At 73.9% G+C, this 14,500-nt stretch carries 9 protein-coding genes; 3 read left to right on the forward strand and 6 right to left on the reverse strand.

Going from position 1 to position 14,500, the window contains the following annotated elements; translation table 11 throughout:
* Positions 1-88: 88 nt before the first annotated feature.
* Complete coding sequence (locus tag GPA10_RS02315; protein ID WP_157163971.1) at positions 89-1,477, forward strand: helix-turn-helix domain-containing protein; 1,389 nt, start codon at positions 89-91, stop codon at positions 1,475-1,477.
* Between the two features lie 182 nt (positions 1,478-1,659).
* Here the strand turns inward: GPA10_RS02315 and sucD are convergent, their stop codons facing one another.
* The 5 genes from sucD to GPA10_RS02340 all read right to left on the reverse strand — a co-directional run bounded on the left by sucD (position 1,660) and on the right by GPA10_RS02340 (position 9,817).
* On the reverse strand, positions 1,660-2,544 hold the full coding sequence (gene sucD, locus GPA10_RS02320) for a succinate--CoA ligase subunit alpha (RefSeq protein WP_058848188.1): 885 nt from the start codon (positions 2,542-2,544) through the stop codon (positions 1,660-1,662).
* Positions 2,545-2,567: 23 nt separating this feature from the next.
* Positions 2,568-3,749: an ADP-forming succinate--CoA ligase subunit beta gene (gene sucC / locus GPA10_RS02325; RefSeq protein WP_058848187.1), complete on the reverse strand. Its 1,182-nt coding sequence runs from the start codon at positions 3,747-3,749 to the stop codon at positions 2,568-2,570.
* 472 nt (positions 3,750-4,221) lie between these two features.
* Complete coding sequence (locus GPA10_RS42050) at positions 4,222-5,364, reverse strand: VWA domain-containing protein (RefSeq protein WP_157164205.1); 1,143 nt, start codon at positions 5,362-5,364, stop codon at positions 4,222-4,224.
* Between the two features lie 734 nt (positions 5,365-6,098).
* Complete coding sequence (locus GPA10_RS02335) at positions 6,099-8,633, reverse strand: DUF5682 family protein (RefSeq protein WP_157163972.1); 2,535 nt, start codon at positions 8,631-8,633, stop codon at positions 6,099-6,101.
* Complete coding sequence (locus GPA10_RS02340; RefSeq protein ID WP_241845009.1) at positions 8,630-9,817, reverse strand: ATP-binding protein; 1,188 nt, start codon at positions 9,815-9,817, stop codon at positions 8,630-8,632. Before GPA10_RS02340 ends, GPA10_RS02335 begins: the two co-directional genes overlap by 4 nt.
* Before the next feature lie 222 nt (positions 9,818-10,039).
* Between GPA10_RS02340 and GPA10_RS02345 the strand changes: the two genes are divergently transcribed.
* A complete protein-coding gene (locus GPA10_RS02345) occupies positions 10,040-11,425 on the forward strand; it encodes an SWIM zinc finger family protein (RefSeq protein ID WP_157163974.1) in 1,386 nt (461 codons plus the stop codon).
* 112 nt (positions 11,426-11,537) lie between these two features.
* Positions 11,538-13,166, forward strand: a complete 1,629-nt coding sequence (locus tag GPA10_RS02350; protein ID WP_058848183.1) for a DUF5691 domain-containing protein — start codon at positions 11,538-11,540, stop codon at positions 13,164-13,166.
* A 573-nt stretch (positions 13,167-13,739) separates the two neighbouring features.
* Here the strand turns inward: GPA10_RS02350 and icmB are convergent.
* A complete protein-coding gene (icmB, locus tag GPA10_RS02355; RefSeq protein ID WP_058848182.1) occupies positions 13,740-14,156 on the reverse strand; it encodes a coenzyme B12-dependent isobutyryl CoA mutase small subunit in 417 nt (138 codons plus the stop codon).
* Positions 14,157-14,500 lie beyond the last annotated feature (344 nt).

Genomic DNA, 14,500 nt, shown 5'->3' on the forward strand with positions numbered 1-14,500 from the left:
TCGTGTAACGGGCGAATACCGGATGTGTCGCTGAATATACGTTTATGTACTTTTTCGAAGGGCGGATCGAAGGGCGGATCGGCTAGCCATGTCCCAGAGCCCCGCGGCCCCCAAGCGCCCGGCCTCGTCCGGGCCCGGGAACGCCCCCTCGCTGCCGGCCCCCAAGGAGCGCCGCAGACTGCGCGAGGCGAAGTCCCTGAGCCAGGCCCAGGTCGCCGCGGAACTGGGGGTCTCCCGCGCCACCGTCCGCGGCTGGGAGACGGGCCGCACCCAGCCCAGCGGGCGGCGCCGGGTCGCGTACGCGCGCTTTCTCGCGGACATCGCGGCGGAGCGGGCCTCGGGGGTCCCGGGCCCTGGCGTTCCCGGAGCCCCCGGGACGGGGAACGGGCCGGACGGGAGCGGTGCCCGGCAGACGCTCCCGGACACCGGAGACGCCGCCCGCGCGGCGGGGGACAAGCCCCGTGAGGCGGGGGACGAGCCCCGTGAGGCGGGGGACGAGCCCCGTGAGGCGGGGGACGCCACCCATGCGACGGGGGACGAGGCCCGCGACCCGGGGGACGACGTCCGCGCGACGGATACCGAGGCCCGCGACACCGAGGACGGCGTCCACGCGACGGATGCCGACGCCCGCGACACGGGGAGCGGCGTCCGCGGCACGGCGGCCTCTAGGGGTGCCCCCCGAGGTCCCGAGGATGCCTTCGACGCGCTCTGCGCGGGCACGGCTCCCGCTCTCGTACGGCAGGCGTACGCCCTGACCGGGCGGCGCGCCCTGGCCGAGGAGTCCGTCGAGCGTGCCTTCCAGCAGGCCTGGCAGCGGTGGCCCGAGGTGGCGGTGGACCGGGACCCGGCGGGCTGGGTACGGGCGGTCGCCCACGAGTACGCGCTGTCCCCCTGGCACCGGTTCCGCCCCGCCTACCGCCATCCCGACGTACCGCCCGCCGAGGAGGCGGACCGCGCCCTGCTCCGCGTACTCCTCAGCCTGTCCCCCGCTCAGCGCCGCACGCTGCTCCTGTACGACGGCGTCGGCCTCGACCTGCCGGAGACGGCGGCGGAGACGGAGGCGAGCACGCCCGCCGCCGCGCACCGCCTCATGAACGCGCGGGATGCCGTCGCCGAACAGCTGCCCGCGACGGCGGGCCGCCCCGACGAACTGCACCGGAGCCTCGACGCCCTCGGCCGTACCGAGCGGCTGCGGCTGCCGCGACCCGCCCGGGTGCGGATCGGAAGCGAGCGGCGGGCCCGGGTCTGGACCCGGGCGGCGATCGCCTTCACCGCCCTGATCATCGGCGCCACGGCCCTCACGGTGCGCACCGCCCCCAACCACTACGAGCCGCCCCAGTCCCCCGGCAGGGCCATCAGCGGCGTGCCCCCGCGCATGGGTCCCGGCCCCCTCTCGTACGACGAGGAGTCCCTGCGCCAGAAACTCCGCAAGGAGCCCGGCAACACCCCAGCGAGACTGACCCCACTGCCCCGCTAGCCGAAACTCGCCTGCTGCGGGCAATCGTGCCGCAGGGCGGCACGGGTGGGCGCAGCACCCCGACCCCGGGCAACCCGCCAGTGAGCATCAGCCCCACCGCCCCCGGGGGCAACACGAACGCGGGCCCGTACCCCACGCAGCAGGGATACGGGCCCGCGTTCAGCAACCCGGAAGTGCCGGTCCTAGCCGGCAAGAATGGCGCGGGCCAGCTTCGCCGTCTCGGTCGGCGTCTTGCCGACCTTCACACCGGCGGCCTCAAGGGCCTCCTTCTTCGCGGCAGCCGTACCGGAGGAACCGGAGACGATGGCACCGGCGTGGCCCATCGTCTTGCCCTCGGGCGCGGTGAAGCCCGCGACGTAGCCGACGACGGGCTTCGTCACGTTCTCCTTGATGAAGTCCGCGGCACGCTCCTCCGCGTCGCCACCGATCTCACCGATCATCACGATCAGGTCGGTGTCGGGGTCGGCCTCGAACGCGGCGAGCGCGTCGATGTGCGTCGTACCGATGACCGGGTCGCCACCGATGCCGACGGCCGAGGAGAAGCCGATGTCGCGCAGCTCGTACATCATCTGGTACGTCAGCGTGCCGGACTTCGAGACCAGGCCGATACGGCCCGGCTTCGTGATGTCGCCCGGGATGATGCCGGCGTTCGACTGGCCCGGCGTGATCAGACCGGGACAGTTCGGGCCGATGATGCGGGTCTTGTTGCCCTTCGACTTCGCGTACGCCCAGAAGGCGGCGGAGTCGTGGACGGCGATGCCCTCGGTGATGACGACCGCGAGCGGGATCTCGGCGTCGATGGCCTCGACGACGGCGGCCTTGGCGAAGGCAGGCGGCACGAAGAGGACGGAGACGTTGGCGCCCGTCTTCTCCATCGCCTCGGCGACCGTGCCGAAGACCGGGATGTCGTTGCCGTCGATGTCGACGGACGTGCCCGCCTTGCGGGGGTTCACGCCACCGACGATGTTGGTGCCGTCACCGAGCATGAGCTTGGTGTGCTTCATGCCCGTGGCACCGGTCATGCCCTGGACGATGACCTTGGAGTCCTTGTTGAGGAAGATAGCCATGGTGGTCTGAGTCCCTCTATCCCTTACTTCGCAGCCGCGGCGAGCTCGGCGGCCTTGTCGGCCGCGCCGTCCATGGTGTCCACACGCTGCACCAGCGGGTGGTTCGCGTCGGACAGGATCTTGCGACCCAGCTCCGCGTTGTTGCCGTCGAGGCGCACGACCAGCGGCTTGGTGACGTCCTCGCCCTTGGTCTTGAGGAGCTCCAGGGCCTGCACGATGCCGTTGGCGACCTCGTCGCAGGCAGTGATGCCGCCGAAGACGTTGACGAAGACGGACTTCACGTCCGGGTCGCCGAGGATGATCTCCAGGCCGTTCGCCATGACCTCGGCGGAGGCGCCGCCACCGATGTCGAGGAAGTTGGCGGGCTTCACGCTGCCGTGCGCCTCACCGGCGTACGCGACGACGTCCAGGGTGCTCATGACGAGCCCCGCGCCGTTGCCGATGATGCCGACCTCGCCGTCGAGCTTGACGTAGTTGAGGTTCTTGGCCTTGGCGGCAGCCTCGAGCGGGTTGGCTGCGTCCTTGTCCTCGAGCGCCTCGTGCTCCGGCTGGCGGAAGTCGGCGTTGGCGTCCAGGGACACCTTGCCGTCCAGGGCCAGGATCTTGCCGTCCTTGGTCTTGACCAGCGGGTTCACCTCGACGAGGAGCGCGTCCTCGGCGACGAAGGTGTCCCACAGGGTCACCATGACCTCGGCGACCTTCTCGGCGACCTCGGCCGGGAACTTCGCCTGCGCGACGATCTCGCGGGCCTTCTCGATGGTGACGCCCTCGTTGGAGTCGACCGGGACCTTGGCGAGCGCCTCGGGGGTCTTCTCGGCGACCTCCTCGATGTCCATGCCGCCCTGCACCGAGGCCATGGCCAGGAAGGTGCGGTTGGTGCGGTCGAGGAGATACGAGACGTAGTACTCCGCCTCGATCTCCGGGGACAGCTCGGCGATCATCACCTTGTGGACCGTGTGGCCCTTGATGTCCATCCCGAGGATGTCCGTCGCGCGGGCGACGGCCTCGTCCGGCGTCGCCGCCAGCTTCACGCCGCCGGCCTTGCCGCGGCCACCGACCTTCACCTGCGCCTTCACTACCGACTTGCCGCCAAGGCGATCAGTCGCCGCGCGCGCCGCCTCAGGCGTGTCGATGACTTCACCGGCCAGCACCGGTACACCGTGCTTGGCGAAGAGGTCCCTCGCCTGGTACTCGAACAGGTCCACGCGCGTCCGTCCCTTTTCAGTGATCTCGCGCCGCTGTCGCTAGTGCAGCGGCTTCAGTCTCTGCGTGCTCTGCGTGGGCGTGCCGCGAAGGGCAACGTGACTGCGCTGTCACTAGGGAGGCGTAGACGGAAGTCCGGTACGCGGCATGTCCGTCTCGCAGGTTATCGCCGTGGGCCGTGCGTCCCTAAATCGCAGGTCACATTTGCGCGGTGATGACGGTCACAGATCGTGGGCACGGGGTCGGCGAGCGGGTGCGCCGGGGGTCCCGGACGCGTGGGCGGGCCCGTTTCCGGGGAGGGCCGCGGGCCCGTTCTCCGGAGAGGACGGCGGACCGGTCTCCGGGGAGTGCGCGGGCCCGCCCGTTTGCTCGTCTTTGCTCACGTCACCGCTGCACGGGTCACCGCTGCGCGGGTCACCGCTGTACGGGTCACCGCTGTACGGGTCACCGCTGCACGGGTCACCGCTGCACGGGTCACCGCTGCGCGGGCGTGTCCGGTATGGGCAGGGGCCGCCGCTCGATCGCCGCCGCCATCACCTCGGGGAACAGGTCCGGCGTACAGGCGAAGGCCGGCGCGTCCAGGGCGGAGAGCGCCGCGGCGTGCTCGCGGTCGTACGCGGGTGTCCCCTCGTCGGACAGCGCGAGCAGCGTCACGAACTGCACGCCCGACGCCTTCATCGCCGCGGCCCGCTTCAGCATCTCGTTCCGTATGCCGCCTTCGTAGAGGTCGGAGATCAGCACGACGACGGTGTCCGCGGGGCGGCTGATCTGCGCCTGGCAGTAGGCGAGTGCCCTGTTGATGTCGGTGCCGCCGCCGAGCTGCGTACCGAACAGGACGTCCACGGGGTCGTCGATCTGGTCCGTCAGGTCCACGATGTTCGTGTCGAACACGACGAGCCGGGTGCTGATGGAGCGCATCGAGGCGAGCACCGCGCCGAAGACGGACGCGTACACGACGGACGCCGCCATCGACCCTGACTGGTCGATGCAGAGGATGACGTCCTTCTTCACGGACTGCGCCGCCCTGCCGTACCCGATGAGCCGCTCGGGGACCACTGTCCGGTACTCGGGCAGGTAGTTCTTGAGGTTGGCCGCGATGGTGCGGTTCCAGTCGATGTCGCGGTGGCGCGGCCTGCTGACGCGTGCGCTGCGGTCGAGCGCGCCGGTGAGTGTGGCGCGGGTGCGGGACGCCAGCCGCTTCTCCAGGTCCTCGACCACCTTGCGCACGACGGCCCGCGCGGTCTCCTTCGTCGTCTCGGGCATCGCCTTGTTGAGGGAGAGCAGAGTGCCGACGAGGTGGACGTCCGCCTCGACGGCCGCCAGCATCTCCGGCTCCAGGAGCAGCGCGGAGAGCCCGAGGCGGTCGATGGCGTCGCGCTGCATGACCTGGACCACGGACGTCGGGAAGTACGTCCGGATGTCCCCGAGCCATCGCGCGACCGACGGCGCCGAGGCCCCGAGCCCCGCCGACCGCCCCCGCCCGCGGTCCTTCTTCCCTTCTCCGTCTCCCCCGTACAGCGACGCGAGCGCCCCGTCCATCGCCACGTCCCGCCCGCTCAGCGCACACCCCGTACTGTCCGCCGCGTCCCCACCGAGGACCAACCGCCACCGCCGCATCCGCTCATCGCCACCCCCACGGCCTCCGTCCACCCCGCCGCCCACACTGCCCGCCCCGCTGTCACTGTCCACCCCGCTGCTCACACTGCCCGCCCCGCTGACACTGTCCACACCGCTGCCCACACTGCCCGCCCCGCTCACACTGTCCGCCCTGCTGGCACTGTCCGCCCTGCTGGCACTGTCCGCCCTGCTGGCACTGTCCGCCCTGCTGGCACTGTCCGCCCTGCTGGCACTGCCCGCCCTGCTGACACTGCCCGCCCTGCTGACACTGTCCGCCCTGCTGACACTGTCCGCCCTGATGTCGGCCACCCCACGGGCACGGGTCACCCCACGGACACGGGCCTCCCCACGGACACCGGCCTCCCCACGGACACCGGCCTCCCCACGGACACCGGCCTCCCCACGGACACCGGCCTCCCCACGGACACCGGCCTCCCCACGGACACCGGCCTCCCCACGGACACCGGCCGACCCATGGACACCGGCCGACCCATGGACACCGGCCGACCCACCGGTGTCGGCCACCTCGCGCCGGTCCGCCGGAGCGCTCCCGTCAGCCGCAGCACGCACGATCGTCGCCCCACGCACGCCCGCCGGAGCGTTGACGTGCACCGCGGCACTCGCCCCGGTCGCCCTGCCCACGTCCGCAGCCCTCCTCACCTCTGCGGCCCCACGCCTCCCGGAAGCCCCACTCACGCCCGCAACCCCGTTCACCGCCACCTCCCTGCTCGCCCTCACGCCGCCCCCACCAGCCAGTTCCCGTTCCGCCCGGCCCCGCCGTCCACGGCGCCGTCCTGCCCGGCCGCCCCCCGGCCGGTCGGCCCGGCCCCACCCGCGCCGCTCTTCTCGGCGGGTCCGTCGGCCAGGTGGTCACCGAGGCCGAGAAGCAGGCCGAGCATCGGCAGCACCGCGTCCGCGCGGTCGCGGTCGAGGTCTGCCGCGAAACCAGGCGTGCCCGAGGCCGATGGCGCCGCGCCGGGCCGACCCGGGCCTCTGCGCACCAGCTCGCCCAAGGTGCGGCGCACGCCCGGCTCATACGCCGCGAACGTGCGCCGCAGGAGCGGGAGTACGTCGACGAAGGCGTCCCCCGACACCCGCGTCAGCCACTGGTCGACGAGCCCGAGGAGGCGTTCGTCGTGCACCAGCAGCATCCCGCCCCCGGCGCCGCCCCCGACGAACCCCTCGATCCACGCGGCGGCCTCGGCCGGTTCGGTCCCGGGCGACAGGGCGAGCCTCATGAACCGCGCGGCCTCCCCCTCCTCCAGGCTCCCGTCGTCCATCAGGAGGCGGGCGCACCGGCCTCGGACCGCCCCGGCGACCCGCTCCCCCTCGACGAGCCCCCGCAGCACCCGCGCCCACCGCGACCGGCCGCCCCACCCCGTGTCCCCGTCGTCGGGGTCCGCGCCCCCCGGTCCGTCCCCCTCGCCCCGGACACTGAGGTCGCCCAGCAGGCCCACCGCCACATGCACCGCGTCGATATGGCCCCGCATGGCCGCCGCGGCGTCCGCGTCGAGCCCCGCACACGCCGGCGGCAGCCCGACGAACACCCGCTCGGCGAGCCCGCGCGCCACCTCCCCCAGCGCCCCGGTGTCCGTCCCCCGCACGTCCCCGTACCGCATCGACCGCACCAGCGCGGGCAGTGCCTGCGCCAGATGGCCGACGTCGGCGTCGAGCGCGGCGCGGTCGGCGAGCACCCGCATCACCACCGGCAGCGCCTCGGGCAGCTCGGCGAGCAGGCACCGCTCGGCCAGCGCGGTGACATCGGCGAGCGCGGGCGCCTCCGCCGCGTCGGCCGCCGCCTTGGCGGTGGCGGCGCCGAGGACCGTCGTGCCCCACACCCCGGCCTCGGCGACCCGCACCGAGAGCTCGGGCTCCCACCGCAGCCGCCAGGTCTCCCGGAACGTGCCCGTGCTCCCGCGCGACGCGACCGGCTCCCCCCAGGCCACCCCGAGCAGCCGCAACCGGTGCAGCAGCCGGCTGCGGGCCGCGTCCGTGTCCTTGCGCAGGTCGAGCTCGACCTCCCGCTCCAGCGCCTCCGGCTTGAGGCGGAGCCTGCGCTGGGCCCGGGTGAGATCGCGCTGGAGCGGCACGGCGGGCGCGGACTCCGGCACCTCGCCGAGCACGTCCCCGACGACGAGCCGGTCGTGCACCAGGGCGAGCGGCACGTCCGAGCCCTCGCACAGCACGGCCCGCACCGCGTCCATCGTCTCGGTGAGTCCGGGCAGCGGCCGCCCGCGCATCACGGCGAGCGTGTCGGCGAGCCGCACCGCCTCGATGACATGCGCGGACGACACGATCCGGTCCTCCTCCCTGAGCAGCCGGGCGACCTTCGTCAGCCAGCGCTCGACGGGCCGGTCGGGCGCCCCGAACAGATGGCCGTACCAGCCGGGCGAGTCGATACCCGCCCCGTAGCCGCTGTGCCGCGAGAGGCGGCGGTGCGTCCACGGCACCCACGTCATGTCGACCTTGACCTTCGGCAGCCCCTTCAGCAGCGCCCGGTCGGCGCTGACGGAGGTCTTCTGCCGCAGCGCGGGGACGTGCCAGGCCCCGCACACCACGGCGACGTCCGCCGCCCCGAACTCCCGCTGCGCCGCCCGCACCTGGAGCCGCATGTACGCCTCACGCAGCAGGTCCCGGTCGTGCCCGCCGCTGCCGTACGTCTCGCGCAGCGCCCCCATGGCGTCACCGAGCGCCTCGAACGGGGCGTACGCGTCGTCGCCGCCCGCGCGGTGTTCGACGACGTCCTCCCACCAGCGCTCCGGGTCGTCGTACCCGGCGGCCTCGGCGAGCGCCCCCAGCGGATCGATCCGCACACTCCCCTCCGCCGCCTCCGCCGACTCCGGTGCCCCCGCCAGCCCCGGTGCCCCCGGCGCGGCTTCGGTCCCGTCCCCCGGCTCCTCGCGGCCCAGCGCCAGCGTGTGTGCGGCCGGCAGGTCCATGAAGCGCACCGGCACCCCGCGCCGCACTGCCCACCGGATCGCCACCCACTCCGGCGAGAACTCGGCGAGCGGCCAGAACGCCGAGCGGCCCGGCTCGTCCACGACGTGGGCGAGCAGCGCGACCGGCGGCCTCATCCCGTCCTCGGCGGCGAGCTCCACCAGGCCGTCCGCCTCCGGCGGCCCTTCGACGAGGAGCACCCGCGGCTGCGCCGCGTCGAGCGCCGCGCGCACCGCCCGCGCGGATCCCGGCCCGTGGTGCCGCACACCGAGCAGCAGCGGCCCTTCCGTCCGGGAACCGGCTCCCGCGGTCCCCCGCGTGGCCGCCGTCATGCGCTCACCTCGCGGCACGCCCGGTAGAAGTCCTTCCACCCGTCGCGCTCGCGCACGACCGCCTCCAGATACTCCTGCCAGATCACACGGTCCGCCGCTGGATCCCGCACGACCGCTCCGAGGATGCCCGCGGCGACGTCGCCGGGGCGCAGCACGCCGTCCCCGAAGTGCGCCGCCAGGGCCAGGCCGTTGGTGACCACGGAGATCGCCTCGGCCGTCGACAGCGTCCCGCTGGGGGACTTCACCTTCGTACGGCCGTCCGCGGTGACGCCCGCGCGCAGCTCGCGGAACACGGTGACGACGCGGCGGATCTCGTCGATCCCCTCGGGTCCGGCGGGCAGGTCCAGGGAGCGTCCGATCTGGTCGACGCGGCGCGAGACGATGTCGACCTCGGCGTCGGCGCTCTCGGGCAGCGGCAGCACGACGGTGTTGAAGCGGCGGCGCAGGGCGCTGGACAGGTCGTTGACGCCGCGGTCGCGGTCGTTGGCCGTGGCGATGAGGTTGAAGCCGCGGACGGCCTGCACCTCCTGGCCCAGCTCAGGTATGGGCAGGGTCTTCTCCGACAGGATCGTGATGAGCGTGTCCTGTACGTCGGCCGGGATGCGGGTGAGCTCCTCGACGCGTGCCGTCATGCCCTCGGACATGGCCCGCATCACCGGACTCGGCACCAGCGCGTCGCGGCTCGGGCCGTGCGCGAGGAGCTGCGCGTAGTTCCACCCGTACCGGATGGCCTCCTCGGGGGTGCCCGCGGTGCCCTGCACCAGGAGCGTCGAGTCGCCGCTGACCGCGGCGGCCAGGTGCTCGGACACCCAGGTCTTGGCGGTGCCCGGCACTCCGAGCAGGAGCAGGGCCCGGTCGGTGGCGAGCGTGGTGACGGCGACCTCGACGATGCGGCGCGGCCCCACGTACTTCGGTGTGATCACGGTGCCGTCGGGCAGCGTGCCGCCCAGCAGATATGTCGCCACGGCCCAGGGCGAGAGCAGCCAGCGGGCGGGGCGCGGCCGGTCGTCGTGCGCGGCGAGTGCGGCCAGTTCGGCGGCGAAGGCGTCCTCGGCGTGCGGCCTGAGCGCCTGCGCGGTCTCCTCCGCGGCTTCCGTGCCCCCTGGAGCGTCCGGGGCCTGCGCGGCCACGGCGGCCGGGCCGGCAGATCCGGCAGATCCGGCGTTCTCGACGGAAACAGACATGGTGATCCCCCTCCAGCTCATGCATGCGGCGGCGTCACGGCGGGGCCGCGACGCGGGCATGCGGCAGCAACGATCAACAGTCCGAGCCGCCTTTCCGACGGGCTCGGCCGTGATGTGTTCCACCGTGCACCACGCCACTGACAATCGCCCCTGACACGGCTCTGACCTGCATAGATTGCTGGTGCACGGGGGATTGTCAGTGCCGGGGCCTACCTTCGCAACATGACTCAGCAGGGGGTTCGCTGGACGGCGGACCAGGTGCTGGCACTGGCACCTGACGCGTCGTCACAAAAGGCGGGAAGCAAGCTCGGCGTCGCCGGGCCGTGGTCGGAGACGGGCAGTTCGGGCGAGGGGGCGGTGTGGGGGCTGTGCAAGGGCAGCGGCAGCAAGCCGTATCAGACGGTGATCGCCACGGCGGACGCGGCGGGCCCGGCGTACAAGTGCAGTTGCCCGAGCCGCAAGTTCCCGTGCAAGCACGCGCTCGGCCTGCTGCTGCTCTGGGCCGCGGAGCCCGGTGCGGGAGGCGGCGGGGCGGCGGTGCCGGACGGGGCGGCGCCGCCCGACTGGGCGCGGGAGTGGCTGGACGCGCGGAGCAAGAAGGCCGAGGCTAAGCGGAGTTCGGCCGCTGAGACGGGGGGCGCCGCGGCCCCCGCCGACCCGGAAGCGGCCCGCAGACGTGCCGAGCGCAGGGCGGAGCGGGTGACGGCGGGCGCCACGGAACTCGAACGGCGCCTCTCCGACCTGCTGCGCGGCGGCATGGCGGCCGCCGAGCAGGCGGGGTACGGACAGTGGGACGAGACGGCGGCCCGCATGGTGGACGCCCAGGCCCCCGGTTTCGCCGCCCGGGTGCGGGAGTTGGGCGCCATACCGGCCTCGGGGCCAGGCTGGCCCGCCCGTCTCCTGGAGGAGTGCGCGCTGCTGCATCTGCTCACGTCGGGCTGGCTGCGCCGCGACGCGCTGCCCGAGCCCCTGGCGGCGACGGTCCGTTCCCGCGCGGGCCTGCCCGCTCCCGCACACGGCGCGCCGCTCCGCGACAACTGGCAGGTCCTCGCGCAGTACGACACGGCGGACAGCAAGCTGACCACGCGCCGCATATGGGTGCACGGCGAGCGGTCCGGGCACACGGCCCTGCTCCTGTCGTACGGCGCGGCCGGCCGGGCCCCCGCCCTGTCCCTGCCGGTCGGCCTCACCCTGGACGCCGAGCTGTCCCCGTACGCCGCCGATCCCGGGTCCCGGCAGCTCCGCGCGGACCTCGGCGAGCAGTTCACGGCGCCCGTGCCCAGCACGGGCCACCCGCGGGGGACACGTCCCGCGGAGGCGGCCGCCCGGTACGGCGACGCGCTGCGCGACGACCCCTGGCTCGACTCGTGGCCCGTCGCCCTGGACCGGGTCGTCCCCGTCCCGCGCGGCACGGACTGGCAACTGGCCGACGCGGACGGCGACCTGGCCCTGCCCGTCGCCCCGACCGCCGCGTCCCGCTCCGGCCTGTGGCGCCTGGTGGCCCTCTCCGGCGGCGCCCCGCTCACGGTCTTCGGCGAATGCGGCCACCGCGGCTTCACGCCCCTCGCGGCGTGGGCGCACGACCGGGCGGAGACGGTGCGGCTGTGACCTCGGGCCCCGGGGCGCGGGCAGGACCGACGCGCGCATGAAGCAGCGCAACGCGCATGAAGCAGCGGAAGAAGCAGGAAAGAGAAAAGCAGAGGAAGAGGAAGGAGGGGAGATGGCTTCGTCCACCGCCCCCGCGGAAGCAGCCGGGCGGCTCGCCCGTACCTCCTGGGAGGAGTTGGTCACGGCGGCCCTCCTGGGCACGGACCGGCGCACCCCGCCGGTCACGGCCCCCGGCCGGGAGGCCCCGGCGGCGCTCCTGGACGCCGCCGCCGTGCAGACCGTGCGGCGCCGGGCGGGCCTGCGCCCCGCTCCCGCCGCCGAGCGTCCGGCTCCCGCGCCCGACGACACCCGCCCCGTGGTTCCCGCGGCGGCCCGGCACCGCCTCGCGGCCCTGCTCGCCGACCATCCCCACTCCGGCGGCGGTCGCCGCGGCACCTCGCCCGACCTGATGGAACTGCTCCCCCAGTGGCTCGCCCTGGCCAACGACCGGGGCTACGCACCACCACCGGAACTCCTGCCCGCCCTCCTGAACGCGGCCCGTGGACGCACCGACCTGCGCCCGCAGGCCCTGGCCTTCGCGGGTCCCCGCGCCCAGTGGCTGGCCCGGCTCAACCCGGACTGGAAGTTCGCGCTGCGCACGGCCCAGGGCGGCGCCCCGGCGCCGGGACTGCGGGACGCCGACCGGGCCGAGAGGGAACGGCGCTGGCAGGAGGGCTTGTTCGCCGAACGCGTCGCCCTGCTCGCTTCGCTCCGGGCCCACGACCCGGCAGCCGCCCGCGAGTTGCTCATGAGCACCTGGACGACGGAGCGGGCAGAAGACCGGCTGATGTTCCTCGACTCGCTGCGCACGGGCCTTTCCGAGGCCGACGAGCCGTTCCTTGAGCAGGCGCTCGGCGACCGCAGCCGCAACGTCCGGGCTACGGCGGCGGAGCTGTTGTCGACCCTGCCGCGCTCCGCGCTCGCCGCCCGTATGGCGGACCGTGCCGCCTCGTGCGTGGCCCTCGACCGCACCTCGCGCATACCGGCGCTCACCGTCGAGGCACCGCACGAGTGCGACGCGGGCATGGAGCGGGACGGCGTGGCGCCGAAGCCGCCCGCGGGGCGGGGCGAACGCTCCTGGTGGCTGGGGCAGCTGGTGGAGGCCGCGCCCCTGGCCGTCTGGCAGGCCCGGCTCGGCGGCCGTTCGCCCGCCGGGATCGTGGCGCTTCCCGTGACCGACGACTGGCGGGGCGAACTGCACGCGGCCTGGTGCCGCGCCGCCGTCCGGCAGCGGGACGCCACCTGGGCGAGGGCACTGCTCGGCGTCCCGTCGTCACCGGACGCCGCGGGCCCCGGCGCGGTGTCCCTCGCGGAGCGCGCCAAGCTCCTCACCACGCTGCCCGCGACGGAACGGGCCGACTGGGTCGCGGGTTTCATCGACGCGCACGGCCTCTCGGAGGCGTTCCAACTGCTCGGCGTGTGCGCGGTGCCGTGGGCGCCCACGCTGGGGCGCGCGGTGGTGGACGCCCTCAACATCGCCCGTGACGCGGGCAGCTACCCCTGGAGCTTCAGCGGCGTGATGGGCCTGGCGGAACGCTGCCTCGACCCGGCGGAGGCGATACGCCTGGACGCCCTGACAGCCGTCCCCGACGAACGCGAGGACGCCTCCCCCGGGGCGGGCGGCTACTGGTCGGAGGCCTTCCAGCGCCTGGTCACGACGTTGCGCCTGCGCGCGGCGATGCGGGAGGAACTGGACGCGTGACACGAGCGGGGCGGACCGGGCTGCCCCCGGCCACCGGCTCCGCCCCGTCCCGTCCCGTGAAGACCGCAGCACCAGTGGTCCCCGGACCCGGTGGAACCCGCAGACCAGCGGACCCGGCCGGCCGAGCGCGACACAGGACGGGCGGGCGGGAGCAGGACGGGCGAGCGGGAGCGAGACGGGCAAGCGGAACCGGCCAGCCGAGCGTGCGGCACGCAGGACGAGCGGGCGGGAGTAGGACGGGCAAGCGGAACCGGCCGACCAACCGAGCGGCACGCCGGGCGAGCGGAACCGGCCAGCCCACCGGCACGCAGGACGAGCAAGCGGAACCGGCCGACCAACCGAGCGGCACGCCGGGCGAGCGGAACCGGCCAGCCCACCGGCACGCAGGACGAACGAGCCGCACGCAGGACGAGCAAGCGGAACCGGCCGACCGACCGAACGGCACGCAGGACGAGCGGAACCGGCTGGCCCACCGGCACGCAGGACGGGTAAGCGGCACGCCAGGCGGGCGGCACGCAGGGCGAGCGGCGCCCACCGGCGCCGCAGAACCCCGCAACCCGCGCCCCGCGAGAACTAGGCCTCGGTCGACTCCCGCACGTTCTCCCGTACCCACTCCACGATCTCCGTCGTCGTCGCCCCCGGCGTGAAGAGCTCAGCGACCCCCTTCTCCTTCAGGAGCGGAATGTCCTCCTCGGGAATGATCCCGCCGCCGAAGACCTTGATGTCCTCCGCGTCGCGCTCCTTGAGGAGTTCGATGACCCGGGCGAAGAGGGTGTTGTGCGCGCCGGACAGGATGGACAGGCCGATCGCGTCGGCGTCCTCCTGGATCGCGGTGTCGACGACCTGCTCCGGAGTCTGGTGCAGGCCGGTGTAGATGACCTCCATGCCGGCGTCACGCAGCGCCCGCGCGATCACCTTGGCCCCGCGATCGTGGCCGTCGAGCCCCGGCTTGGCGACCACCACGCGGATCGGACCGGCTGCCACACCCATCACTGCCTCCATGTACAGAAAGCCGACTGCGGAATCCCACGTGCCCGGCCGACCGGCGACGCCGGCCCGGACACCCCGCGCCGCACCGGCCGGGTAGGTGAACGAACGTTATCTCCAGGATCGCGCAGCCCGCAGTTTCGTGGTGGAGAGGGAGGGGGAAATCACACGGTGGGACACGTTCGCTGCGCGCCGCTCCCGTGATCACCCGGCACAGGGGCCGGATCAGCCCAGGGCACCCGGGCCGTATCCCGCACCCCACCGCCGGGCCGCGGTCGGGGGTTGCGCAAGGGGAGCCGCCGCGAGGTCGCCGCACCACCACGTCGTGAGCCGCACGACACGGTGGC

It is taken from the genome of Streptomyces typhae (genome assembly GCF_009755605.1).
GTDB classification, from domain to species: Bacteria; Actinomycetota; Actinomycetes; order Streptomycetales; family Streptomycetaceae; genus Streptomyces; species Streptomyces typhae.